The organism is Azoarcus olearius (genome assembly GCF_001682385.1).
GTDB classification, from domain to species: domain Bacteria; phylum Pseudomonadota; class Gammaproteobacteria; order Burkholderiales; family Rhodocyclaceae; genus Azoarcus; species Azoarcus olearius.
Genome location: NZ_CP016210.1, coordinates 3,187,660 through 3,211,505, shown reverse-complemented (window position 1 = coordinate 3,211,505; position 23,846 = coordinate 3,187,660). Strand labels below are relative to the sequence as shown.

The 23,846-nt window shown below is 67.6% G+C and carries 22 protein-coding genes; 10 read left to right on the top strand and 12 right to left on the bottom strand.

The window, feature by feature from the left end; genetic code table 11:
* Positions 1 to 120 precede the first annotated feature (120 nt).
* On the top strand, positions 121 to 1,050 hold the full coding sequence (locus dqs_RS14710) for a transporter (protein WP_065340950.1): 930 nt from the start codon (positions 121 to 123) through the stop codon (positions 1,048 to 1,050).
* Between the two features lie 65 nt (positions 1,051 to 1,115).
* Positions 1,116 to 3,197, top strand: a complete 2,082-nt coding sequence (locus dqs_RS14705; protein ID WP_236778686.1) for a PQQ-dependent dehydrogenase, methanol/ethanol family — start codon at positions 1,116 to 1,118, stop codon at positions 3,195 to 3,197.
* Positions 3,198 to 3,262: 65 nt separating this feature from the next.
* Here dqs_RS14705 and fba read toward each other — a convergent pair whose 3' ends face one another.
* Both fba and pyk read right to left on the bottom strand, forming a co-directional pair.
* A complete protein-coding gene (fba, locus tag dqs_RS14700; protein WP_011766569.1) occupies positions 3,263 to 4,327 on the bottom strand; it encodes a class II fructose-bisphosphate aldolase in 1,065 nt (354 codons plus the stop codon).
* Between the two features lie 121 nt (positions 4,328 to 4,448).
* Positions 4,449 to 5,891 (bottom strand): pyruvate kinase, encoded by a 1,443-nt coding sequence (gene pyk / locus dqs_RS14695; protein ID WP_011766568.1) that lies wholly within the window; start codon positions 5,889 to 5,891, stop codon positions 4,449 to 4,451.
* A 126-nt stretch (positions 5,892 to 6,017) separates the two neighbouring features.
* On the opposite strand from pyk, the gene dqs_RS14690 reads away from it, so the two are divergent.
* Together dqs_RS14690 and dqs_RS14685 are read left to right on the top strand one after the other, a co-directional pair.
* A complete protein-coding gene (locus dqs_RS14690; protein ID WP_065340949.1) occupies positions 6,018 to 6,425 on the top strand; it encodes a hypothetical protein in 408 nt (135 codons plus the stop codon).
* 126 nt (positions 6,426 to 6,551) lie between these two features.
* Positions 6,552 to 6,962, top strand: coding sequence for an MliC family protein (locus dqs_RS14685; RefSeq protein WP_011766566.1), 411 nt, complete (start codon positions 6,552 to 6,554; stop codon positions 6,960 to 6,962).
* A 78-nt stretch (positions 6,963 to 7,040) separates the two neighbouring features.
* Here the strand turns inward: dqs_RS14685 and dqs_RS14680 are convergent, their stop codons facing one another.
* The 7 genes from dqs_RS14680 to dqs_RS14650 all read right to left on the bottom strand — a co-directional run bounded on the left by dqs_RS14680 (position 7,041) and on the right by dqs_RS14650 (position 14,157).
* Positions 7,041 to 8,225, bottom strand: coding sequence for a phosphoglycerate kinase (locus dqs_RS14680; protein ID WP_011766565.1), 1,185 nt, complete (start codon positions 8,223 to 8,225; stop codon positions 7,041 to 7,043).
* A 73-nt stretch (positions 8,226 to 8,298) separates the two neighbouring features.
* Positions 8,299 to 8,766 carry a hypothetical protein gene (locus dqs_RS14675; protein WP_011766564.1) on the bottom strand — a complete coding sequence of 156 codons (468 nt, stop codon included), beginning with the start codon at positions 8,764 to 8,766 and terminating at the stop codon, positions 8,299 to 8,301.
* 17 nt (positions 8,767 to 8,783) lie between these two features.
* Positions 8,784 to 9,800 (bottom strand): type I glyceraldehyde-3-phosphate dehydrogenase, encoded by a 1,017-nt coding sequence (gap, locus tag dqs_RS14670; protein WP_011766563.1) that lies wholly within the window; start codon positions 9,798 to 9,800, stop codon positions 8,784 to 8,786.
* Positions 9,801 to 9,897: 97 nt separating this feature from the next.
* Positions 9,898 to 11,919 (bottom strand): transketolase, encoded by a 2,022-nt coding sequence (gene tkt / locus dqs_RS14665; protein ID WP_065341747.1) that lies wholly within the window; start codon positions 11,917 to 11,919, stop codon positions 9,898 to 9,900.
* Between the two features lie 172 nt (positions 11,920 to 12,091).
* Positions 12,092 to 12,967, bottom strand: a complete 876-nt coding sequence (locus tag dqs_RS14660) for a phosphoribulokinase (RefSeq protein WP_041642684.1) — start codon at positions 12,965 to 12,967, stop codon at positions 12,092 to 12,094.
* A 47-nt stretch (positions 12,968 to 13,014) separates the two neighbouring features.
* Positions 13,015 to 13,275 (bottom strand): hypothetical protein, encoded by a 261-nt coding sequence (locus tag dqs_RS14655; protein WP_011766560.1) that lies wholly within the window; start codon positions 13,273 to 13,275, stop codon positions 13,015 to 13,017.
* Positions 13,276 to 13,347: 72 nt separating this feature from the next.
* A complete protein-coding gene (locus dqs_RS14650) occupies positions 13,348 to 14,157 on the bottom strand; it encodes an inositol monophosphatase family protein (RefSeq protein ID WP_011766559.1) in 810 nt (269 codons plus the stop codon).
* Between the two features lie 48 nt (positions 14,158 to 14,205).
* Here dqs_RS14650 and dqs_RS14645 point away from each other — a divergent pair, with 48 nt between their 5' ends.
* The 5 genes from dqs_RS14645 (at position 14,206) to dqs_RS14625 (ending at position 20,078) form a co-directional block, all read left to right on the top strand.
* Positions 14,206 to 14,937: a 16S rRNA (uracil(1498)-N(3))-methyltransferase gene (locus dqs_RS14645; protein ID WP_011766558.1), complete on the top strand. Its 732-nt coding sequence runs from the start codon at positions 14,206 to 14,208 to the stop codon at positions 14,935 to 14,937.
* A 43-nt stretch (positions 14,938 to 14,980) separates the two neighbouring features.
* Positions 14,981 to 16,489, top strand: coding sequence for a polyphosphate:AMP phosphotransferase (pap, locus tag dqs_RS14640; RefSeq protein WP_065340948.1), 1,509 nt, complete (start codon positions 14,981 to 14,983; stop codon positions 16,487 to 16,489).
* 136 nt (positions 16,490 to 16,625) lie between these two features.
* Positions 16,626 to 17,984 carry an amino-acid N-acetyltransferase gene (gene argA / locus dqs_RS14635; protein ID WP_011766556.1) on the top strand — a complete coding sequence of 453 codons (1,359 nt, stop codon included), beginning with the start codon at positions 16,626 to 16,628 and terminating at the stop codon, positions 17,982 to 17,984.
* A gap of 78 nt (positions 17,985 to 18,062) precedes the next feature.
* Positions 18,063 to 19,802 (top strand): sensor domain-containing diguanylate cyclase, encoded by a 1,740-nt coding sequence (locus tag dqs_RS14630; RefSeq protein WP_011766555.1) that lies wholly within the window; start codon positions 18,063 to 18,065, stop codon positions 19,800 to 19,802.
* 3 nt (positions 19,803 to 19,805) lie between these two features.
* Positions 19,806 to 20,078 (top strand): oxidative damage protection protein, encoded by a 273-nt coding sequence (locus dqs_RS14625; RefSeq protein ID WP_011766554.1) that lies wholly within the window; start codon positions 19,806 to 19,808, stop codon positions 20,076 to 20,078.
* Between the two features lie 81 nt (positions 20,079 to 20,159).
* Here the strand turns inward: dqs_RS14625 and phoU are convergent, their stop codons facing one another.
* From phoU to moeA, 3 genes are read right to left on the bottom strand one after another with little or no spacing between them, the layout of a single operon-like run.
* Positions 20,160 to 20,864, bottom strand: a complete 705-nt coding sequence (phoU, locus tag dqs_RS14620) for a phosphate signaling complex protein PhoU (protein WP_065341746.1) — start codon at positions 20,862 to 20,864, stop codon at positions 20,160 to 20,162.
* Between the two features lie 53 nt (positions 20,865 to 20,917).
* Positions 20,918 to 21,586 (bottom strand): ribose-5-phosphate isomerase RpiA, encoded by a 669-nt coding sequence (rpiA, locus tag dqs_RS14615; protein ID WP_011766552.1) that lies wholly within the window; start codon positions 21,584 to 21,586, stop codon positions 20,918 to 20,920.
* 47 nt (positions 21,587 to 21,633) lie between these two features.
* The gene (gene moeA / locus dqs_RS14610) at positions 21,634 to 22,878 is read right to left on the bottom strand and encodes a molybdopterin molybdotransferase MoeA (RefSeq protein WP_065340947.1); all 1,245 of its coding nucleotides are present in this window, start codon (positions 22,876 to 22,878) and stop codon (positions 21,634 to 21,636) included.
* 100 nt (positions 22,879 to 22,978) lie between these two features.
* On the opposite strand from moeA, the gene dqs_RS14605 reads away from it, so the two are divergent.
* Positions 22,979 to 23,794: a ferritin-like domain-containing protein gene (locus tag dqs_RS14605; protein ID WP_065340946.1), complete on the top strand. Its 816-nt coding sequence runs from the start codon at positions 22,979 to 22,981 to the stop codon at positions 23,792 to 23,794.
* Positions 23,795 to 23,846: the final 52 nt, after the last annotated feature.

The window sequence follows — 23,846 nt, the reverse complement described above, 5'->3', positions numbered from 1 at the left end:
GATTTATTTTTACGTTGGCACGGTGCCTGCACTGGCGTGGCGGCCTGCGCTGTCGCAGGCGGCGAGCCGACCACCATGACCAGAAGGCCGCCGAATCATACAACGACCGGAGACACGTACATGAAGCAAGCAGGGAAGGCGGCCGCGCGCCGCCAACAGAAGATTCCCGCGATCCGCGCATCCCGTTTCCTCGCCGCGGCGGTGCTGGCGGCCAGCGCGTTCGGCAGCGGCAATGCCGTTGCGGTGGATGTGGATGCCGGCGACTACACGGCGCTGCCGGCCGGCACCAACCTCGCGCTGGTGTATTACCAGCACGCTACCCGCGACGCCCTCTATGCACGCGGCCACAAGGCCCCGATCGACGCCGGTCTGGTGTCGGACGTGGGCATCCTGCGCGGCGTGCATTACACCGAGATCGGTGGCTACATCGTCGATCCGCAGTTCCTGCTGCCCTTCGGCCGCTTGCAGGGCAAGGACGACCTCTCCGGCCTGGGCAGTGCGCGCGGCGTGGGTGATCTGATCCTGGCGGCCACGGTGTGGCTGGTGAATCGCCCGGAAACCGGCACCTACTTCGGCATCACCCCGTTCCTGTTCGCGCCTACCGGCAGCTATGACCGCGACGACGCGCTGAACCTCGGCGAAAACCGGTGGAAGTTCGCGCTGCAGGCGGGCTTCATCACCAAGCTCGCGCCCAAGGTGTCGCTGGACCTGATCGGCGACGTGACCGTGTATGGCAAGAACGACGCCTACGGCGCGACCAGCGCCACGCTGAAGCAGGACCCGAGCGTCCAGCTGCAGGGTTTCCTGCGCTACCACCTGAGCGATGCGTGGGACCTGCGGGCCGGCGTGTCCCACACCTTCGGCGGTGAAACCCGCGTCAACGGCGTCGACCAGAACGACCGAATGGAAACCACCAAGGCGATGCTCGGCACCGCCTGGTTCGTGACGCCCTCGGTGCAGCTGATGGCCAACTACGGCCGCGATCTGTCGGTGCGCAGCGGCCTGCGCGAGGACAACCGTATCAACCTGCGTCTGCTCAAGGTGTTCTGATGGGCGCCCGCGAGAACAGCCGGTTCGGCGCCGCTGCAAGCCCGTGTGGCCTGGAAGGAGAAGAGATGAGTGCGGTCGGTATGGCGCGACGCAGTGCGCGCCGGGAATCCCTTGCCGGCGCGGCCCGGCAGACGCTGTCGGCCATGCTGCTGGCGCTGGGCGCGAGCGCGGCGCTGGCGGCATCGCCGGGCGCGGAATGGCGCAGCCACGGCTTCGACGATGCCGGCACCCGCTTCAGTCCGCTGAAGCAGATCACCCCGGCCAATGTGAAGGACCTCGGCCTGGTGTGGTCCTACGACCTGGAATCGACCCGCGGCGTGGAGGCCACGCCCATCGTGGTGGACGGCGTGATGTACGTGACCGCGCCGTGGAGCGTGGTGCACGCCATCGACGTGCGCAGCGGCCGCCGCCTGTGGACCTACGACCCGGAGGTGCCGCGCGCCCACGCCAAGAACGCCTGTTGCGATGTGGTGAACCGCGGCGTCGCGGTACACAAGGGCGTGGTCTATGTGGCCTCGCTCGACGGGCGCCTGGTGGCGATCGACGCTGCCAGCGGCAAGCGTCGCTGGGAGCAGGACACGATCATCGACCGCGCGCGCCCTTACACGGTGACCGGCGCGCCGCGGGTGTTCAAGGACAAGGTGATCATCGGCAACGGCGGCGCCGAATACGGCGTGCGCGGCTATATCACCGCCTACGACGCCGACAGCGGCCGCCAGGCCTGGCGCTGGTTCGCGGTGCCGGGCGATCCCTCGCAGCCGTTCGAGGACGAGTCGATGGCGAAGGCGGCGAAGACCTGGGACCCGAGCGGCCGCTACTGGGAAGCCGGCGGCGGCGGCACGATGTGGAACTCGATGGTGTTCGATCCCGAGCTGAACCTGATGTACGTCGGCACCGGCAATGCCTCGCCGTGGTCGCATCGCCAGCGCAGCCCCGGCGGCGGTGACAACCTCTACACCGCGTCCATCGTCGCGCTCGACCCCGACACCGGCAAGTACGTCTGGCACTACCAGGAAACGCCGGGCGACAACTGGGACTACACCTCGACCCAGGACCTGATCCTGGCCGACCTCCGGATCGACGGCAAACTGCGCAAGGTGGTGATGCATGCGCCGAAGAACGGCTTCTTCTTCGTGGTCGACCGCACCAACGGTGCCTTCATCTCGGCGAAGAACTTCGTGCCGGTGAATTGGGCCAAGGGCTACGACAGGAACGGCCGTCCGATCGAGATGCCGGGCGCCCGGGCGGTCGAGGAGCCGTTCGACGCGGTGCCGGGGCCGTTCGGGGCGCACAACTGGCATTCCATGTCGTTCAGCCCGCAGACCGGTCTGGCCTATTTCCCCGCGCAGAACGTGCCGCTGGTGTTGGCCGAGGACAAGACCTGGCGCCACAACCAGGCCCAGGCCGGGCAGCCGATGGCCGGCATCGGCTGGAATCTGGGCATGCAGGTGAACAGCCGGGCGCCGACCAGCCAGCCCTTTGGCCGCCTGATCGCGTGGGACCCGGTGAAGCAGAAGGAGGTGTGGCGCAAGGAGCATGTGTCGCCGTGGAACGGCGGCACCCTGGTGACCGCCGGCAACCTGGTGTTCCAGGGCACCGCCGACGCCCGCCTGATCGCCTACGACGCGCGAGACGGCAAGGAGCTGTGGAGTTCGCCGATGGGCACCGGGGTGATCGCCGCGCCGGTCAGCTACGAAGTGGACGGGCGCCAGTACGTGTCGATCGCGGTGGGCTGGGGCGGGGTGTATGGCCAGACCCAGCGCGCCACCGAGCGCAACATCCCGGGTACGGTCTATACCTTCGCGCTCGGCGGCAAGGCGCCGCTGCCGGAGTTCGCCCACCGCCAGCTCAACGCACTGGTGGGCGGCGTGGCCTACGACCCGGCGGATGTCGCTGCCGGCACCGCGCTCTACGTCAGCAACTGCGTGTTCTGCCACGGCGTGCCCGGGGTCGACAAGGGCGGCAACCTGCCCAACCTCGGCTATTCGGCGCCGGAGACGATCGAGCATCTGGAGCGCTTCGTCTTCAAGGGCCCGTACATGGCGCGCGGCATGCCGGACTTCAGCGGCCATCTGAGCGAGGAGGACGTACGCAAGATCAAGGCCTTCATCCTCGGCACTGCCGACGCCGTGCGGCCGAAGAAATAGCGGCCTCCGGAAACGAAAAACGCGCCCTCGGGCGCGTTTTTCGTTGCTGCGGACGGGGTGCGGGTTCAGCGCACGACCTGGGTCAGCTCGCCGGCCTTGTAGCGCGCGGCGATCTTGTCGAGCGCCACCGGCTTGATCTTGCTCGCCTGGCCGGCGCTGCCGAAGGCTTCGAAGCGGGCCTTGCAGATCAGCTTCGCGGCTTCGCGCGCGGGCTTGAGGAATTCGCGCGGGTCGAACTTGGACGGGTTCTCGACGAAGAACTTGCGGATCGCGCCGGTCATCGCCAGGCGGATGTCCGTGTCGATGTTGATCTTGCGCACGCCGTACTTGATGCCCTCGACGATTTCCTCGACCGGCACGCCGTAGGTTTCCTTCATGTCGCCGCCGTACTGGCGGATGATTTCCAGCAGGTCCTGCGGCACCGAGCTGGAGCCGTGCATGACCAGGTGGGTGTTCGGCAGGCGGGCGTGGATCGCCTTGATGCGGTCGATCGCGAGGATGTCGCCGGTGGGCTTGCGGGTGAACTTGTAGGCGCCGTGGCTGGTGCCGATGGCGATCGCGAGCGCGTCGCAGTCGGTCTGCTTGACGAAGTCGGCGGCCTGGTCGGGATCGGTCAGCAGCGCGCTGTGGTCGAGCTTGCCTTCGGCGCCAATGCCGTCTTCCTCGCCGGCCATGCCGGTTTCCAGCGAGCCGAGGCAGCCGAGTTCGGCTTCCACGGTGACGCCGATGGCGTGCGAGAACTTCACCACTTCGCGGGTGACGGCGACGTTGTATTCGTAGGAGGAGGGCGTCTTGCCGTCTTCCATCAGCGAGCCGTCCATCATCACGCTGGAGAAGCCCGAGCGGATGGCGGCCATGCAGACTGCGGGGCTCTGGCCGTGGTCCTGGTGCATCACCACCGGGATGTGCGGATAGGCTTCGACCGCGGCGTCGATGAGGTGGCGCAGGAAGGCTTCGCCCGCGTACTTACGCGCCCCGGCGGAGGCCTGCATGATCACGGGGCTGTCGGTTTCGGCCGCGGCTTCCATGATGGCCTGGACCTGTTCCAGGTTGTTCACGTTGAACGCCGGCAGACCGTAGCTGTTCTCGGCGGCGTGGTCGAGCAGCTGGCGCATGGAAACGAGGGGCATGGTAATTCTCCGGGTGGGCGGCGCAGGCCGCCGCCTGTGTTGGTCGATACGGAAACCGGCATTTTATCCGGGCGCGGTGCGGGGCGGTAAGCGCGTTTGCGCTTTGAGACATACGCGGCGCTTACTGCACGCCGGGTGCCTTGTGTTCGCCCACGCGCACGATCTTGAGGGTGTTGGTGCCGCCCGAGGCGCCGATTGGCTCGCCGATGGTGAGCACGATGAGGTCGCCGTATTCCACCACGCCCTGGTCGAGCAGCACCTGCTCGGCTTCCCACAGCAGCACGTCGCGGTCGAAGTGGGTCTGGCTCATCAGCAGCGGATAGACCTCGCGGTAGAGCGTCATCTGGTTGCGCGCGCCGATTTCGGGCGTCAGCGCGTAGATCGGCACGCCGCAGTTGAGCCGGCTCATCCACAGCGCGGTGGAGCCGGTCTGGGTGAGCGAGGCGACCGCCTTCACCTTCAGGTGCCAGGCGGTCCAGATCGCTGCCATCGCGATCGACTGGTCGATGCGGGTGAACACCCGGTCGAGCACCTCGCGGTCGAGGCTGACTTCGGCCGACTTCTCGGCTTCCAGGCAGACGCGGCTCATCGCCTCGACGACTTCCACCGGAAAGCTGCCGGCGGCGGTCTCGGCCGACAGCATCACCGCATCGGTGCCGTCGAGCACCGCGTTGGCGACGTCCGACACTTCGGCGCGGGTCGGCACCGGGCTGGTGATCATCGACTCCATCATCTGGGTCGCGGTGATCGTCAGCTTGTTGTGGTCGCGCGCGGCGCGGATCATCTTCTTCTGCAGCGCCGGCACCGCGGCGTCGCCCACCTCCACCGCGAGGTCGCCGCGCGCCACCATGATGCCGTCGGAGGCGGCGAGGATTTCCTCCAGGTTGGCCACGGCCTCGGTGCGCTCGATCTTGGCGATCAGCAGCGCGTCGCCGCCAGCCGCACGCATCAGCTGGCGGGCCATGTACATATCGGCCGCGCTCTTGGGGAAGGACACCGCGAGGAAATCGACGCCGATCTGCGCCGCGGTCTTGATGTCGTCCATGTCCTTGGCGGTGAGGGCCGGCGCGGTGAGGCCGCCGCCCTGGCGGTTGATGCCCTTGTTGTTGGACAACTCGCCCCCGACCCGCACCCGGGTGTGGATCTCGGCGCCGAGCACGCGCTCCACCTGCAGCTTGAGGCGGCCGTCGTCGAGCAGCAGGATGTCGCCGGCGCGCACGTCCTTGGGCAAGTCCTTGTAGTCCAGCCCCACGCGCTGGCCGTTGCCGAGGTTGCAGTGGGCGTCGAGGATGAACTCGGCGTCGCGGGTCAGCGTCACCCGGCCGTTCTCGAACTTGCCGACGCGGATCTTCGGCCCTTGCAGGTCGGCGAGGATGCCGACCGGCCGTCCGGCACGCGCCGACGCCTCGCGGATCGCCGCGGCGCGGGCGACATGGTCTTCCGCCTTGCCGTGGGAGAAGTTCATCCGCACCACGTCCACGCCGGCGTGGACCATGCGTTCGAGTACCTGCGGGTCGGAGGAGGCCGGGCCGAGGGTGGCGACGATCTTGGTGTGGCGGGGCATGCTGTCTCCTGTCTGGTTTTTGCTCCGCGACCGGCAGGGCGGCGGAAAGGTGCGCTTACGTCCCGGGCCCGGATTCTAGCGCGAGCCTGATCTATCCTTGAGTAGAGCAAGGGAGGTGAGGACACGATGGAAGAGTCCGCGGTATTGGGTCTGGTGGCGGCGGTTGCGCTTGGGACGGCCGTCATCATGCGCCGCCGGCGCGAGATGCGGGACGAGGCGCGGCTGCGGCGGGAACGGCTGGCATACCACGCGGTGACCATACGCCCGCGCGGGAGCGGGTGTGCGGCAGTGATGCGGATCAAGGGCCTGCGTTTCCTGGGACGCGAGGCGCCGCTGTTGCCCCTGCGCACCTGCAGCGCGGCCGAATGTAACTGCGTATATGTGCATTACGAAGATCGCCGCGCCCACAGCCGGCGCGATGTGTATATGAGCGAGATCTACCGCCGCCCGGCGGTGGCGGTCGAGCGCCGCAGCGCGCGCGGGCGCCGGCTTTCCGATCGCCTGGAGGGGCTGCCCGCGCCACAAACGCCGTGACCGATGCGACTGGCAGCGGCTGCGCGGTCGATGTATACCTGAGCAGGGTCGCGGCGCGTCATGGGGGACGGGCCGCGGGCCGGCCCGCCGCTGCGGGCCTTCGTTTTCCCCTGCCGGATTCCCATCATGTGCCCACGTCTGCTCATCCTGCCCGCCGCAACCTTGCTCATGGCGGCTTGCGCGACCACGCCTGGCGGCAGCGCCGACGCCGATAGCGCCGGCGTGCTTGCCACCGACGACCCTGCACCAGTCCAGATGGCCTTTACATTGGCGAGCGGCACCTACCGCTGCGAACAGGGCTTGCGGGTGGACGTGCAGCGTGCGCCCGGCGCGGGAAACAGCCTCGAGGTGTCGTGGAAGGGGCGCCGCTACCACATGGTGCGCAACCTGTCCCATTCGGGCCTGCCGCGCTTCGAGGACCCGGCGAGCGGGCTGGTATGGATAGACCTGCCGTGGAAGAGCGTCCTGCTCGACGGCGGCAGCGGCAAGCCGCTCGCCAGCGAATGCCGCGGCACCGCGGTCAGCCAGCGCGGCTGATCTGCAACCCGGTGCCGATCGCGGCAAAAACAAACGGCGGCCCGTGGGCCGCCGCTTTTCTGTGAAGCGCGAAACCGCTCAGCCCTCGTAGCGCGCTTCCAGCGCGGCGATGGCGGGCAGCTTCTTGCCTTCCAGGAACTCGAGGAAGGCGCCGCCGCCGGTCGAGATGTAGCCCACGTCGTCAGCGATGTGGAACTTCGCGATCGCGGCCAGGGTGTCGCCGCCACCGGCGATGGAGAACGCCTCGGAGTGCGCGATGGCCGAGGCCATCATCTTGGTGCCACCGGCGAACTGGGCGTGCTCGAACACGCCGACCGGACCGTTCCAGACGATGGTGCCGGCGTGCGCGATGATGTCGGCGAGCTTGGCCGAGGTCTTGGGGCCGAAGTCGAGGATGCGGTCGTGCGGGCCGACTTCATCCACGGAAATCCGGTTGGCGCGCGCCAGGGCCGATACCTCGTCCGCCACCACGACGTCGATCGGCAGCGGCACTTCGGCGCCGCGCGACTTCATGATGTCCATCACCTGCTGGGCTTCACGCACCATTTCCGGCTCGGCCAGCGATTCGCCGATGCGCTTGCCGGCTGCCAGCAGGAAGGTGTTGGCGATGCCGCCGCCGACGATGAGCTGGTCGACCTTGTCGGCCAGCGTCTTGAGGATGGTCAGCTTGGTCGACACCTTGGCGCCGCCGACGATGGCCACCAGCGGGCGGGCCGGCTGGTGCAGCGCCTTCGACAGCGCGTCGATCTCGGCCCCCATCAGGATGCCGGCGCAGGACACCGGGGCGAAGCGGGCGATGCCGTGGGTGGTGGCCTCGGCGCGGTGGGCGGTGCCGAAGGCGTCGTTGACATAGACGTCGCACAGCGCCGCCATCTTCTTCGCCAGCTCTTCGTTGTCCTTCTTCTCGCCCTTGTTGCAGCGGCAGTTTTCCAGCAGGACGACTTCGCCCGGCTTGACTTCAAAACCACCCTCGACCCAGTTGGCGATCAGCTTGACCGGCTTGTGCAGCAGCTGGCCGAGGCGCACGGCGACCGGCGCCAGGGTGTCGTCGGGGCCGACTTCGCCTTCGGTCGGACGGCCGAGGTGGGAGGTGACCATCACCGCGGCGCCGTTGTCCAGGCAGTACTGGATGGACGGGATGGAGGCGCGGATGCGGGTGTCTTCGGTGATGTTGCCGGCTTCGTCCTGCGGCACGTTGAGGTCGGCGCGGATGAAGACCTTCTTGCCACGGACGTCGAGGTCGGTGAGTTTCTTGACTTGCATGGACGTGATCGGATCCGGATGTAAGAAGAGCCGGGTTCAGGCGGCGCCCGGAACCCGGCTCGTGGTTGCGCTGTTACTGGTAACCGTCTTCGCTGGCGTCGTGGTTGATGCCGACCAGCTGGCCGCGCCCGCCGCCGATGCCGCCGCCGGTGTAGATCAGGCTGCCCTGGCCCTTGTAGAAGGTCTCGAAGCGGTGCCCGTCGTTGCCGAAGTAGAACGGGATCCATGCCTTGCCAGTGACATAGCTCTTCATGTCCGACGGGCGGCCGATCTTGTCTTCCACCTCGGCCTGCGACATGCCGATCTGCAGGCTGGTGAACTTGCTGTTCTTGGCCGGCGTGCCCCAGATTTCACCCTCGAAGCTGCCGTCGCGCGACTTCACGTAACGGTGGGGGCGGCCATCGGAGGTGGTGGTCGTCTTCGCACTGGTGTCCGCGCTGCTGCTGGTGCTGCTTTGCGCGGCGGGGCGGCTCTGGTTGGAGGTGCAGCCCGCGGCGAACAGGGCGCCGGTGGCGAGCAGGGCGATCAGGAGACGGTTCATCGTGGGTCCTCGGTGGGTTACTTGGCCTGGGCCAGCGCCTTGGCCGCGTCGAGCATGCGGCAGGAATAGCCCCACTCATTGTCGTACCAGGCGAGAACCTTGACCAGATTGCCGTCCATGACGCGGGTCTGGGTGGCATCGAACACCGAGGAGTGCGGGTCGTGGTTGAAGTCCATCGACACCAGCGGCGCCTCGTTTACCGCGAGCACGCCCTTGAGCGCGCCCTTGGAGGCTTCGATCATCAGGCTGTTGATCTCTTCCTTGCTGGTGGCGCGGCTGGCGGTGAAGGTGAGGTCGACCAGCGACACGTTCATGGTCGGCACGCGCAGCGCGAAACCGTCGAACTTGCCCTTGAGCGCCGGCAGCACCAGGCCGACGGCCTTGGCGGCGCCGGTCTTGGTGGGGATGATGTTCTGCGCGGCGGCACGGGCGCGGCGCAGGTCCTTGTGGCGCACATCCACCAGCACCTGGTCGTTGGTGTAGGCGTGGATGGTGGTCATCAGGCCCTTTTCGATGCCGATGTTGTCCTGCAGCACCTTGGCGACCGGGGCCAGGCAGTTGGTGGTGCACGAGGCGTTGGAGACCACGGTCATCGCGGCGGTCAGCACGTCGTGGTTCACACCATAGACGATGGTGGCATCCACATCGTCGCCACCCGGGGCGGAGATCAGGATCTTCTTGGCGCCCTGCTTGAGGTGCACTTCGGCCTTGGCCTTGGCGGTGTAGGCGCCGGTGCATTCGAGCAGCACGTCCACGCCGAGGTCGCCCCAGTTGATCGCCAGCGGATCCTTGGTGGAGAAGAACGGGATGCGGTCGCCATTGACGATCATCACGTTGTCGCCTTCGGTTTCCACCGGGAAGGCGAAGCGGCCGTGGGTGGTGTCGTACTTGGTCAGGTGGGCGTTGGTGGCCAGGTCGCCGGAGGCGTTGATCGCCACGACTTCGAACTGGTCGCGCAGGCCGAGTTCGTAGAGGGCGCGCAGCGTGCAGCGGCCGATGCGGCCGTAACCGTTGATGGCGATTTTGATGGTCATCGAGGAGTCTCCAGGAGCGTGGGCAACACAGGCATCAGAACTGGTTGGCGGCGCGATGGCGGGGCGTCTGATCGGGTCCCTGCCATCGCCGTGCGAATTACCGGACGAGCTTGCGGACGGCTTCGACGACCGCGTCGGCGGTAATGCCGAAGTACTTGAACAGCTCGCCCGCGGGGGCGGATTCACCGAAGCGGTCGAGGCCGATCACCTCGCCTTCGAGGCCGACATACTTGCGCCAGCCGTCGGTGACGCCGGCTTCGACCGCAATGCGCGGCAGGCCGGCGGGCAGGACGGCGGCCTTGTAGGCGGCATCCTGACGGTCGAATACGTTGGTGCTCGGCATCGACACCACGCGCACCGCGATGCCGGCCTCGGCCAGCGTCTTCTGCGCGGCCATCGCGAGCGCGACTTCCGAGCCGGTGGCGAGGATGACCGCTTTGGGCGTGCCGCCCGCGGCTTCCGACAGCACGTAGCCGCCGCGGCGGATGGCGTCGATCTGCTCGGCGCTGCGGGTCTGGAAGGGCAGGTTCTGGCGCGAGAACAGCAGGCAGGACGGGCCGTCCTTACGCTCGATCGCGTGCGCCCAGGCCACCGCGGACTCCATCGTGTCGCACGGGCGCCAGACGTCCATGTTGGGAATCAGGCGCAGCGTGGCGGTCTGTTCCACCGGCTGGTGGGTGGGGCCGTCTTCGCCAAGGCCGATGGAGTCGTGGGTGAACACGAAGATCTGGCGCAGCTTCATCAGCGCCGCCATGCGCAGGGCATTGCGGGCGTATTCGCTGAACATCAGGAAGGTGGCGGTGTAGGGAATCAGGCCGCCATGCAGCGCGATGCCGTTGGCGATGGCCGCCATGCCGAATTCGCGCACGCCGTAGTAGATGTAGTTGCCGCCGGTGTCGCGGCTGACGCCCTTGGCGCCCGACCACAGCGTGAGGTTGGAGCCGGCGAGGTCGGCCGAGCCGCCGATGAGTTCGGGCAGCTTGGGCGCGAAGGCCTCGATGCTGTTCTGGCTGGCCTTGCGGGTGGCGATGGTTTCGCCCTTGTCGTTGATCTTGCCGAGCACGGTGGCGACGTGCGCCGCCCAGTCGGCCGGCAGCGCCTGCTGCTGCACGCGGCGCTTGAACTCGGCCGCGAGTTCGGGGAAGGCGGCGGCGTAGGCGGCGAACTTGTCGTTCCAGCCGGCTTCGGCGCTGGCGCCGGCCGGGCGCGCGTCCCACGCAGCATAGACGTCGGCCGGGATTTCGAACGGAGCGTGCGTCCAGCCGATGTGGGCGCGGCAGGCGTCGATTTCGGTGGTGCCGAGCGGCGCGCCGTGCACGTCGTGGCCGCCCTGCTTGTTAGGGGCGCCGGCGCCGATGACGGTTTTGCAGCAGATCAGCGTGGGCTGGGTGGTGTTGGCCCGCGCCTGCTGGATGGCGGCTTCGATTTCGGCCGGGTCGTGGCCCTGCACGTCACGGATCACCTGCCAGCCGTAGGCTTCGAAGCGCTTGGGGGTGTCGTCGGTGAACCAGCCTTCGACGTGGCCGTCGATGGAGATGTTGTTGTCGTCGTAGAACGCGACCAGCTTGCCCAGGCCGAGCGTGCCGGCAAGCGAACAGGCTTCGTGGCTGATGCCTTCCATCAGGCAGCCGTCGCCCAGGAAGACCCAGGTGCGGTGGTCGACGATTTCATGGCCGGCGCGGTTGAATTCGGCAGCCAGCACCTTTTCGGCGATGGCCATGCCGACCGCGTTGGTGATGCCCTGGCCGAGCGGACCGGTGGTGGTTTCCACGCCCGGGGTGTAGCCGTATTCCGGATGGCCCGGCGTCTTGCTGTGCAGCTGGCGGAAGCGCTTGATTTCCTCGATCGGCAGGTCGTAGCCGGTGAGGTGCAGCAGCGCGTAGATCAGCATCGAGCCATGGCCGTTGGACAGCACGAAGCGGTCGCGGTCGGCCCACTGCGGGTTGGCCGGATTGTGCTTGAGGTGGTGGCGCCACAGCACCTCGGCGATTTCCGCCATGCCCATCGGCGCACCCGGATGGCCCGAGTTGGCCTGCTGCACTGCATCCATCGCAAGTGCGCGGATGGCGCCAGTGACGGGGTTGAAGACCGGGGGCTTGACGTTTCTCGACTGCGACATGGTTTCCTCGAAGCCGGAGGGCCGGCCTGAAAAAACCGGCATTATCGCCGATAACCCGGTCCGATTGGTAGTTCGGCTTGGTGACAGGATGTGGTAAGTGTCTGGTCCGGCGCGTGAATTTTCGCCCTGGAAGGGGCTGTCCAGACCGGTGGGCGGAGGCCGGGGCGTGCCCTTACACCCACTGGCGCCGGCGTTCCATCAGCTTCCAGATCAGGGGCGTCAGGATCAGCTGCATCGCCAGGTCGAGCTTGCCGCCCGGAATCACGATGGTGTTGGCCCGGCTCATGAAGGCGTCGTGGATCATGCGCAGCAGGTAGGGGAAATCCACCCCGCGCGGGTCCTTGAAGCGGATCACCACCATGGATTCGTCCAGCGTCGGCACGTCGCGCGCAATGAAGGGGTTGGAGGTGTCCACCACCGGCACGCGCTGGAAGTTGATATGGGTGCGGGAGAACTGCGGCACGATGTAATGCACGTAGTCGTGCATGCGGCGCAGGATGGTGTCCTGCACGGCGTCGGCCGAGTAGCCGCGCACCCGGGTGTCGCGGTGCAGTTTCTGGATCCATTCCAGGTTGATCGTCGGCACCACGCCGATCAGCAGGTCCACATGGCGCGCGACGTCGATGCGGTCACAGGTGACGGCGCCGTGCAGGCCTTCGTAGAACAGGCAGTCGGTGCCCACCGGCAGGTCTTCCCATTCGGTGAAGCTGCCCATCGGCAGGTTCCAGCGCATCGACTGCGCTTCGTTGTGGATGTAATAGCGCCGCCGCCCGGTGGCGGATTCGCCGTAGGCGCGGAACAGGTTCTCCAGATCCTCGAAGAGGTTGGCTTCCGGTCCGAAGTGGCTGATGCCCCGCTGCCCGGCCTGTTCCGCTTCCTCGATCAGCGCCTTCATCTCGTCGCGCGTGTAGCGGTGAAAGCTGTCGCCTTCGATGACCGCCGCGTTCACGTTCTCGCGGTGGAAGATCGCCTCGAAGGTGTGCTTGACCGTGGTGGTGCCGGCGCCGGAAGAGCCGGTGACGGCGATGATCGGGTGCTTCATGGACATGGCGTGCTCCAGGCGTCGTGTCGCGGGGCTTCCCGGGGGCGGGCGCTTCAGCCGGCCTGTCCGGGCGTGTCGAGGTCGGTGCACACGCGGCGGGTTGCCACGACCAGCACATGGACCTCCTCGAAGTTGAGTTCGGGGTAGTGGTCGCGCAGCACGCGGTAGGCGAGGTGATCCAGCGTGACGTTGGCCCAGCGGTTCTCTGGCGCGAAAAAAGGCGCGATCAGGGCGTGGGCCTCGGCGAAGATTTCGCGGACGCGATGATGGCGGCGGCGCTCGCCGTCTTCGGTTTCGGGGCTGGGTGTTGCCATCAGGATGTTCCGGGTGAGCGGTCGGACCGCATGATAACGTGCGCTTGTGCGCTGCAGCGAGCGCGCGCCGGGTCAGGAGTGGGCGAGCACCCAGGCGCGCCATTCGGCGAACAGCGACGGACTGGCGGCGGCGATCACGCCGCGCTTGACCGCCGGACCGGCCATCAGCGACCCGCCGTCGAGCGCCGCGGCCTCGCCGCCGGCTTCGGCGAGGATCAGCCGCCCGGCCGCGTAGTCCCACAGCATCTGGCCGCCGTGCAGGTAAACATCCAGACGGCCAGCGGCAACGAAGCACCATTCGAGCGCGCTGGAGCCGAAGTTGCGCTGCGAATAGAACGGCGGGCGCACCGCCAGCTCGTCGCCCAGGTGATGGCTGATGCGCTTGAAATCCACGCCCGCCACCGCGTCGGCCAACCGCGGTGCCGACGCCCGCAGCGGCAGCTCGGTGCCATTGAGAAAGGCGCCGGCGCCTTGGGCGGCGTAGAAGGATTCGTCCGTGATCGGGTTATAGACCACGCCGAAGCGCGGTTCGTGATCCACCAGGTAGGCGATCGACACCGCGAAGAACGGGATGCCGTTGGCGAAGTTGGTGGTGCCGTCGATCGGGTCGATGCACCACAATCCGCCACGGCCCTTGGCCCACAGGCGCGCCTGTTCCTCGGCGCTCATTTCCTCGCCCAGCACGGGGCCGGGCAGCAGCGTGGGCAGGGCCTGGCTGAAGCGGCGCTGCGACTCGATGTCGGCCTCGGTGAACAGCGTGCCGTCGGCCTTGCGGCTGCGGGCAGACTTCAGGTAACGCGGCAGGATCTCCTCGCGCGCGATGTCGCGGACGAGGGATTCGAGCGCCCGGGCGCGGGCGAGACGTTGGGCTGCATTCGGCATGGGTGGTCCGCGGGCTGATCGGCCTAGGGCTATGCCTATAATCTTACGATGATTTCACGATTCCATTTTCCGGGCGTGCTGCCCCGGCACGGCGAGACGGCGTTGCCCGACGCAGTCGCCCACCACGCAACGCGGGTGTTGAGGATGCGCGATGGCGAACCCATCGTGCTGTTTGACGGGAGTGGGGCGGAGGCGGAGGCCACGCTGGTGCTGCGCGGCAAGTCCGCCGCGGCGCTGATTTCCGCCTATCGCGAGGTGGATCGCGAGTCGCCGCTGGACCTGGTGCTGGTGCAGGCGCTGGCGACCGGCGACAAGATGGACTGGATCGTGCAGAAAGCGGTGGAACTCGGCGCCCGTGCGGTTCAGCCCATCCAGGCCGAGCGTTCGGTGCTGCGGCTGGCGGGCGAGCGCGCGACGCGGCGGCGCGAGCACTGGCAGCAGGTTGCCGTGGGTGCCTGCGAACAAAGCGGGCGCAACCGCATTCCCGAAGTCGGCGAAATCCTTTCGCTGCAGGCTTATCTCGCCGCCGCGCGCGAGGACCGCGCGACGGTTCGCTGCGTGCTCGACCCGGCCGCCGCACAGGGGCTGTCCGCGCTACCGCGCCCGGCGGGTGCGCTGCATCTGCTGGTGGGGCCCGAAGGCGGCTGGAGCGACGATGAACTCGCCGCCTGCGCCGCGGCACACTGCACCCCGGTCGGCCTCGGTCCGCGTGTGCTGCGCACCGAAACCGCCGGGCTCGCGATGCTGGCGGCGCTGCAGGCGCGCTGGGGTGACTTCTGACACCTTTCCCTCAATCACCTTATTAATCAGGAATCGCAGCGGCATGTTCGAGTCGGCGGAACTCGGTCACAAGACCACCAAGGAAGACTACGAGGCGGCCGAGCCGGCCTTGCGCGCAGCGCTGCTGGAGGCGCAGTACGACTTGCTCGACCTGCGCGAATTCGCCGTCGTGGTGCTGATCAACGGCATCGACGGTGCCGGCAAGGGCGAGACGGTCAACCTGCTCAACGAATGGATGGACCCGCGCCACATCCAGACCTGGGCCTTCGACGACCCCACCGGCGAAGAGGCCGAGCGCCCCTTCATGTGGAGGTTCTGGCGCGCGCTGCCGGCCAAGGGCAAGATCGGCGTGCTGTTCAACAACTGGTACACCGAACCGATCCGGGGCAGGGTGGATCGCAGCGCGAAACGGGCGGAGTTCGAGCAGCAGGTGGACGCGATCCGCCGCTTCGAGGCGATGCTGGTGCGCGAAGGCGTGCTGCTGGTGAAGTTCTGGTTCCACCTGTCGAAGGCCGGGCAGAAGAAGCGCCTGAAAGAGCTGGAAAAGGACGAGCGCACGCGCTGGCGGGTGACCGAGCGCGACTGGCGTTTCTTCGAGAAGTACGAGCGCTATCGCGATGTCGCCGCCTACGCGCTGCGCCAGACCAGCACCGGCGACGCGCCGTGGACCATCGTGGACGGCAGTGACCCGCGCTATCGCGCGCTGTTCGTCGGCCGCAGCCTGCTCGATGCCCTGCAACGGCGGCTGGCGGTGTGCGGCAGCAAATGGGCGCCGCGCCAGACCGCGGCGCCCTTGCCGGTGCAGGTCGACCGCCTGACGCTGCTCAACAGCCTGACGCTGCGGCAGCCCGTGGAGCGCAAGCACTACGAGGATGAACTGGAGCGCTGGCAGGGCCGCCTCGCGCTGCTGACCCGCAGCGAGGCGTTTCGCCAGCGCGCGTTGATACTGGTGTTCGAAGGCGCCGACGCCGCGGGCAAGGGCGGCGCCATCCGCCGTGTGACGGCGGCGCTGGATGCCCGCCAGTACCGCATCGTGCCGATTGCCGCGCCCACCGAGGAAGAGCGCGCGCAGCCCTATTTGTGGCGCTTCTGGCGCCACCTGCCGCGCCAGGGCAAGGTGCTGGTGTTCGACCGCTCGTGGTACGGGCGGGTGCTGGTGGAGCGGGTGGAGGGTTACTGCGCCGAGGCCGACTGGATGCGGGCCTACGCCGAGATCAACGACTTCGAGGATCAGCTCGTGGCTGCCGGGGCGGTTGTCGTGAAGTTCTGGCTCGCGATCAGCAAGGATGAGCAGCTCACCCGCTTCAAGGCGCGCGAGGCGGAGCCGCACAAACGCTTCAAGATCACCGAGGAAGACTGGCGCAACCGCGACAAGTGGGATCACTACGCCCAGGCGGTGTGTGACATGGTCGACCGCACCAGCACCGAGATCGCGCCGTGGACCCTGGTGGAGGCGGACAACAAGTATTTCGCCCGCCTCAAGGTGTTGCGCACGGTGTGCGCGGCGCTTTCCGCGGCGCTGGAGCCGGGCCGCGAACGCGGGCGGGCATAGCACAGCGGAATGATTTGTTGCATGCCCGAATCGGGTAACCCTGCCAAGTGGCAGGGCTTCGGCTAGAATCCGGGAACACTATACCGACGGCCTCCACCGCCTACGCGGCGGCGCCGCAATCCACACCGGTGCACGATTGAACGCCGAATCCCCAACCGCCCAGGCTGCACTTCCCGTTGCTGCAGACTCCACCGCTCAGTTCGTTGCCTGGGTGCGGGGTGCTGCGCCCTACATCCACGCTTTTCGCGGCAAGACCTTCGTGGTGGCGTTTGGCGGCGAGGTGGCGGGCGGTGAGCGGGCGCAAAGCCTCGCCTACGATTGCAACCTGCTGGCGGCGCTCGGAATCCGCCTGGTGCTGGTTCACGGTGCGCGTCCGCAGATCGACGCCGAAGTCGCCCGGCGCGGACTGGAACCGCGCTTTCACAACGGCCTGAGGGTCACGGATGCCGCGGCACTCGAGTGCGTCAAGGCGGCGATGGCGGTTACCCGGTTCGAGGTCGAGGCACTGTTGTCCCAGGGCTTGCCGAATACGCCGATGGCCGGCAGCTACATGCGGGTCACGGGCGGCAACTTCATCACCGCGCGGCCGTTCGGCGTGGTCGATGGCGTCGACTTCCAATACACCGGTGCCGTGCGACGCATCATCGCCGACGAAATCAACGCCGACCTCGACCAGCAGAACGTGGTGCTGATCACACCGCTGGGCGTGTCTCCGGCGGGCGAAATCTTCAATCTCTGCATGGAAGAGGTGGCCGAGGCGGTGGCGGTTGCGCTGAAGGCCGAAAAGCTGATCTACCTGTGCGATGCGCCGGGCCTGCTCGATCCCGAGGGCAAGCTGGTGGAGTCGGTCACCGCGGACGAGGCCGCGCGCAAGCTGGAGGCGGGAGAAGGCCTGACCGAGGACCTCCATCTCTATCTGCCGTGCGCGATCCGCGCCGTCCGCAAGGGCGTGTCGCGCTGCCACCTGATCGACCGCGACAAGGACGGCGGGCTGCTGCTGGAGTTCTTTACCCACGCGGGCGTCGGCACCGTCGTCTCGCGCGATCCGCTTTTCCGCCTGCGCGAAGCGACCATCGACGACGTCGGTGCGCTGGTGTCGCTGATCTCGCCGATGGAAGCCGACGGCACCCTGGTACGGCGCGGGCGCGAATTGCTGGAACAGGAAGTCGACCGCTTCAGCGTCGTCGAGCACGACGGCGTGCTGGTGGGCTGCGCGGCGCTGTACCCGTTCAGCGACGAGAGCGCGGCCGAACTGGCCTGCCTCGCGGTGATGCCGGAATACCGCCGCGCCGGGTTGGGCGACCAGCTCTTGCGTCGTATCGAACGCCGCGCGCGCATGCAGCGGCTGGAACGTCTGTTCGTGCTTACCACGCGCACCGCGCACTGGTTCCGCGAGCGTGGCTTCAGCGAGGTCAGTCCCGAGGCACTGCCACGGCAAAAGCGCGAGCTGTACAACTTCCAGCGCCGGTCCAAGGTATTCGCCAAGCCGCTATGACCCCAGTCGATCTCCATCTCGAGCGGGCGCGGCCCCTGATGGAGGGGGCGGGGGAGTGGCGAGCCGGAGGGGCGCACGATGCCTGATTTCGGCGGAACGCCTCGCGCCATTCCCCGCTGGCACGTCCTGATGGCGGCGCTTGGCGGCGCGCTGGTGGTGGCGCTGGTGATTGTGCTCGCGCCATGGCTTGCAGGTGCAGGATGGGCGCCCGGCGTGGTCGCGGTGGTCGTTGCGGGGGCGCTTGCCGCGCTCGGAGCGTATTGCCAGCAGCGCCGCATGCTGGGCTTGTTGCGGCGCGACGAGTCCGAACTGCACAGCCGCATCGACGCTTGGCACGAGGCGGGCAGCCTGCCGGCAAGCGAACTGGCGTGTCCGCTCGAGCGGATTGACCGCGCCGCCGGCCAGACCCTGTTCCTGCGCCAGATCGCCGAAGGCGTGCATGGCCTGGAGGCACTGTTCGACGACGGCGGACGGCTGCTGTGGATCAGCCCCTCGATCGAGCGCTTGACCGGGTGGACGCCGCAGGAGTGCGTGGCGGCGAACGACCCGATCGAAACGCTGGCGCATGAATCGGACCGCCGCTACTGCAAGCGGGCGGCGGAGCAGGTGCTGGCCGACGGCGTCCAGCAGGAGTTCGAGATGCGCCTGGCGCACAAGGACGGCCGCTACGGCTGGGTCGCGTGCCGCTGGCGCGCGCTGGTGGACGGCAGCGGGCGCCGCGTGGGCTTGCGGATGTCGGCGGAAGACATCCAGGCCCGCAAGGAAACAGAGTACAAGCTGCTGGAAACCGTGGCCGAACTGCGCCGCGCCCAGGCGCTGCGCGAGCACTACCTGGCACGCAGCAACGACGAGCGCCAGCGCCTCGCTGCGCTGCTGAACGTCATCGGCCTCGGGATCATCTTCATCGACCATGACCATCGCGTGCTGTACTTCAACCGCGCGATGCTGAAGATCTGGGGCTTCCCCCCCGATGAAAACCTGATCGGCACACGCGATGTGGTACTGCAGCGGACGATCGCGCCGCTGCTCGCCGATCCCGAGTCCTATTTCGCCCACATCGAGGAGGTGCTCGCGGATCGCCGGTCGGTCAGCGAGCAGTTCGAGGTCCGCATGAAGGACGGGCGCATCGTCACCGACATTTCGTCGGTGGTCGAAAGCGGCAAGGGCGCACGGGGCATCGGCCGGGTCTGGATTTACGAGGACGTCACCGAGCAGCGCCGGGTGGCCGACCAGCTGATCGCGCTGGCCGAGCGCGATCCGCTGACCAACCTCTATAACCGCCGCCGCTTCCATGAAGAACTCGAGCGCATGCTGGCCGAGGCGACCCGGCGCGACCTGGAGGTGGGCTTGGTCGCGATCGACCTCGACGGCTTCAAGCCGATCAACGACCGCTTCGGCCACCAGGCGGGAGACGAGGTTCTGGTTGGGGTCGCGGAAGGGGTCGCCCGCATCATCCGGCGCAACGAAATGTTCTTCCGCCTCGGCGGTGACGAGTTCGCGATGCTGGTGCCCGATACCTCGGAAGCCGAGCTGTCCGAACTGGCAGCGCGCCTGGTCGAGGCGATCGACGCCCTGCATTTCACATTTGCGGGTGAGTCGGCGGGTGTGACGGCGAGCATCGGCATCGCGCTGTTCCCGCATCACGGCGAGGGTGGAGAAGCGTTGATGGTGGCCGCGGATCAGGCGATGTACCGGTCCAAGAGCGACGGTCGCAACCGCTGGATGGTCTCGGGCGGCAAGCATGGCGGGAACGGGGAATCCGATAGAATGGCGGCACGTAATCGCATCCCCGATGAACCCCCCCGTGAAAAGGATTGAACGATGGCGCGTATGGTGAACTGCATCAAACTGGGCCGGGAGGCCGAAGGGCTCGACCTTCCGCCCGTGCCCGGCGAACTGGGCAAGCGGATTTATGAAAGCGTCTCGAAGGAGGCGTGGCAGCAGTGGGTGAAGTACCAGACCATGCTGATCAACGAGAACCGCCTCAACCTGATGGATCCGCGGGCACGCAAGTACCTGTCCGAGCAGATGGAAAAGCATTTCTTCGAGGGCGGCGCCGATGCGATCGGCGGCTTTGTGCCCCCGGCGCAGTAAGCGGCACATGCTCGCCGCGAGCTGGCGAAATAAAAAAAGGGATGGCCGCGGCCATCCCTTTTTTGTTCGGCGCGAGGCCGTTCAGGGCGTGTTCTTGCTCTCCGCGGCTGCGGCGGCGGACTTCGCGTAGCGCACGTCCCGTCCCTGGACGAGGAAAACCACGTATTCGGCGATGTTCTTCGCGTGGTCGCCGATGCGCTCGATCGACTTGGCGATGAACAGCACATCGAGGCTGCTGGTGATCGTGCGCGGGTCTTCCATCATGAAGGTGATCAGCTGACGCATCACGCCCTTGAAGTAGGCGTCGACTTCAGCGTCCTGGTCCTTCACCGAGGCCACTGCAGAAACGTCGGCGCGCGCGAAGCTGTCGAGCGAACTGCGCAGCATGTCCAGCGCCAGTCCGGCGCCGTAGCCGAGTTCCACGCGCGGTGCGAACGGAACGTCACCGGCGTGCAGGCGCTTCGCCGCCTTGGCGATCTTCTTGGCCTCGTCGCCGATGCGTTCGAGGTCGGCAATCGACTTGATCACCGTCATGATCAGCCGCAGATCGATCGCGGTGGGCTGGCGCTTGGCGATGATCTGGGTGCAAGTATCGGCCAGTTCGACTTCGAGCAGGTTGATGCTGTGGTCGCCCTCGATGACGCGGTCGAGCAGGCCGAGGTTGCCGGTCTTGAGCCCTTCGAGGGCGTTGGCGACCTGGGTTTCGACCAGACCGCCCATTTGCAGCACCCCGGTGCGGATTGCCTCCAGTTCGGCATCGAACTGTCTGTACGTGTGTTCGCTCATTTTTGCCATGGCACTATCCAGAAGTGGGGCAGGCTAGCAGGCCCGGGTTACGGTTATGTTGCGGAACGCTCGAACCGGCGCACGCCTTGGGCGCTGGCCAGCAGCAGGGTGTCGGCACCGCGCGCCGCGAACAGGCCGTTGGTGACCACGCCCACGACCGCGTTCAGGGCCTGCTCGGTTGCGCACGGGTCGGTGATCGACAGGCCATGGAGGTCGATGATCAGGTTGCCGTTGTCGGTCACGAAGCCCTCGCGCAGCCGCGGGGTCGCGCCCAGCGCTGCCGCCGCACGCATCACCTGGCTGCGCGCCATCGGGATGACCTCGATCGGCAGCGGAAAGCGGCCCAGTACGTCCACCCGCTTGGATTCGTCGCAGATGCAGACAAAGCGGCGTGCGACCGCAGCGACGATCTTCTCGCGCGTGAGCGCGCCGCCGCCGCCCTTGATCATCGCGAAGCCGTGGTCGATTTCGTCCGCGCCGTCGATATACACCGGCAGTTCGTCGACGTCGTTGAGGTCGAGCAGCGCAATGCCATGCGCGGCAAGGCGTTTGGAGCTGGCCTCGGAACTGGAGACGGCGCCGCGGATGCGGTGCTTGATGCCGGCCAGCCCGTCGATGAAGTGGTTCACCGTCGAGCCGGTGCCGACGCCGACGATCATTCCGTCCTCCACATAGTCGAGTGCGGCGAGGGCGGCGGCTTTCTTGAGTTCGTCCTGGGTCATGTGTTCGCTCGGAAAAGTGGCATACGAGAGGGGTGTGCGGTGGCCGGTCAGACGAGACCGTCGAAAGGCTGCACCAGAACGAGATCGCCGGCAGCGACGCCCGCATTGTCTTCCGGCAGCACGATGAAGCAGTTGGCCTCGGACATCGAGCGCAGGATGCCCGAGCCCTGGGCGCCCGCTGGTGTCACCGTAAGTCCGTCGGCCTGCCGTTGCAGGGTGCCGCGCAGGAATTCCCGGCGTCCCGGCTGCTTGCGAAGCGCGGCCGTGCTGCGGGCTTCGAACATCAGGTTCTCGGGCAACGGGCTGACGCCCATCAGCGCCAGCAGGGCGTCGCGAACAAACTGGTAGTAGGTCACCATCACCGCCACCGGATTGCCCGGAAGGCCGAACAGGCACGCGTTGCCGATGCGGCCGTAGGCCATCGGCCGGCCCGGCTTGATTGCGAGCTTCCAGAAGGCGACTTCGCCCAGCCGATCCATCATCTGGCGGATGAAATCCGCCTCGCCGACCGAAACGCCGCCGCTGGTGATTACCACGTCGGCGGCCTGCGAGGCTGCGCGGAAGGCGGCTTCGAGCGCCTCCGGCTGGTCCTCGATCACGCCCATGTCGAGCAGTTCGCAGCCCAGCCGCGTCAGTGCGCCATACAAGGTGTAGCGGTTGCTGTCGTAGACCTCGCCCGGCGACAGCGGGCGGCCGATGGAGGCGATCTCGTCGCCGGTGGAAAAGAAGGCGACCCGCAGACGGCGCCGCACAGCCACTTCGGCGATGCCGAGCGAGGCAATCAGCCCCAGCTCCGCCGGTCCGCACAGGGTCCCGCAGGCAAGCGCCACGCCTCCTGCGGCCAGGTCTTCCCCGGCCCGGCGCAGGTTCTGTCCCGCGCGCTGCCCGGGCGGGATGCGGACCTGGTCGCCGTCGCGCTGGGTCACCTCCTGCACCACGATGGTGTCGGCGCCCGCGGGGATGGCGGCACCGGTCATGATGCGGACCGCCTGGCCCGCACCGACAGCGCCCGAGAACGGATGTCCTGCGTAAGCGGTGCCCACCACCGCGAGCGTCGCTTCGCCGGCCGCAAGGTCGGCCGCGCGTACCGCATAGCCATCCATCGCGGAGTTGTCGTGGGCGGGCACGTTGTAGGGCGCGACCACGTCCTCCGCCAGTACGCGGCCCAGCGCCGCGCGCACGGCTACGCGCTCCCAGCCGGTGACAGGAGTGAGGGTGTCGAGGATGGCGGCACGCGCTTCGGCGACCGTGAGATGGTTGCGGACTTCGCCACTGCCGTTGGAAGAGGGCATCTGAGGTTCCGGTAGAGGGTCGGGCGGACGATCGGCATTATCCCGCAATGCTCCGCGCCGTGCAGCGTTCGCCGCCGGCGTGTCCGGTACACTCGCCAGGATGAACGCTTCCGTACATGAGGCCGCCAGCGCCGCGCTGATGCTGGCCGATCCCGAGTCCAAATGCACCGCGGCCCGGCGCCTGTGGGAGGATTTCCAGGCCGGCCGGCTCGTGGTCGTCTCAGGCGAGGACGCCGCCGCGCCGCTGCCGGTGCCGGGGCGACCCGAGCGACCGCTGCTGGTGGCCCCGCACGAACTCCATACGCGGCGGGTGGGCTCGCGCGAAGGTCATGCAGCCCTGCTGCATGCGATCGCCCATATCGAATTCAATGCCATCAACCTTGCGCTCGATTGCGTGTGCCGCTTCCGGAACATGCCCGCAGACTTTCATCGCGACTGGGCCTGCGTGGCGGCCGAGGAGGCGCTGCACTTCGGTCTGGTGCGCGACCGATTGGCGACGCTCGGTGGCAGCTACGGTGATTTTCCCGCCCATGACGGCCTGTGGGACATGGCGCGCAAGACCGCGCACGATCCGCTCGCGCGCATGGCGCTGGTGCCGCGCGTCCTCGAGGCAAGGGGGCTGGATGCGACGCCGGTGATCATGCGCAAGCTCGCCGCCATCGGCGACCGGGCAAGCATCGGGGTGCTCGAGGTGATCCTGCGCGACGAGGTGGGGCATGTGGCGATCGGCGACCGCTGGTTCCGCCATCTTTGCGCCGCGCGCGGGCTGGATGCGGAGGCCACCTATGCCGGGCTGCTGGACGCTTTCGATGCGCCGCGTCCGCAGCCCCCCTTGAACGAGGCCGCCCGGCTGGCGGCCGGGTTTTCCCGGAGCGAACTGGATGCGCTGAGCCGGCGCGTCCCGCCGGAGGCCTGAACGGGCGGGGCGGAAATGAAAAAGGCGGCCGGAAGGCCGCCTTTCGATTCGA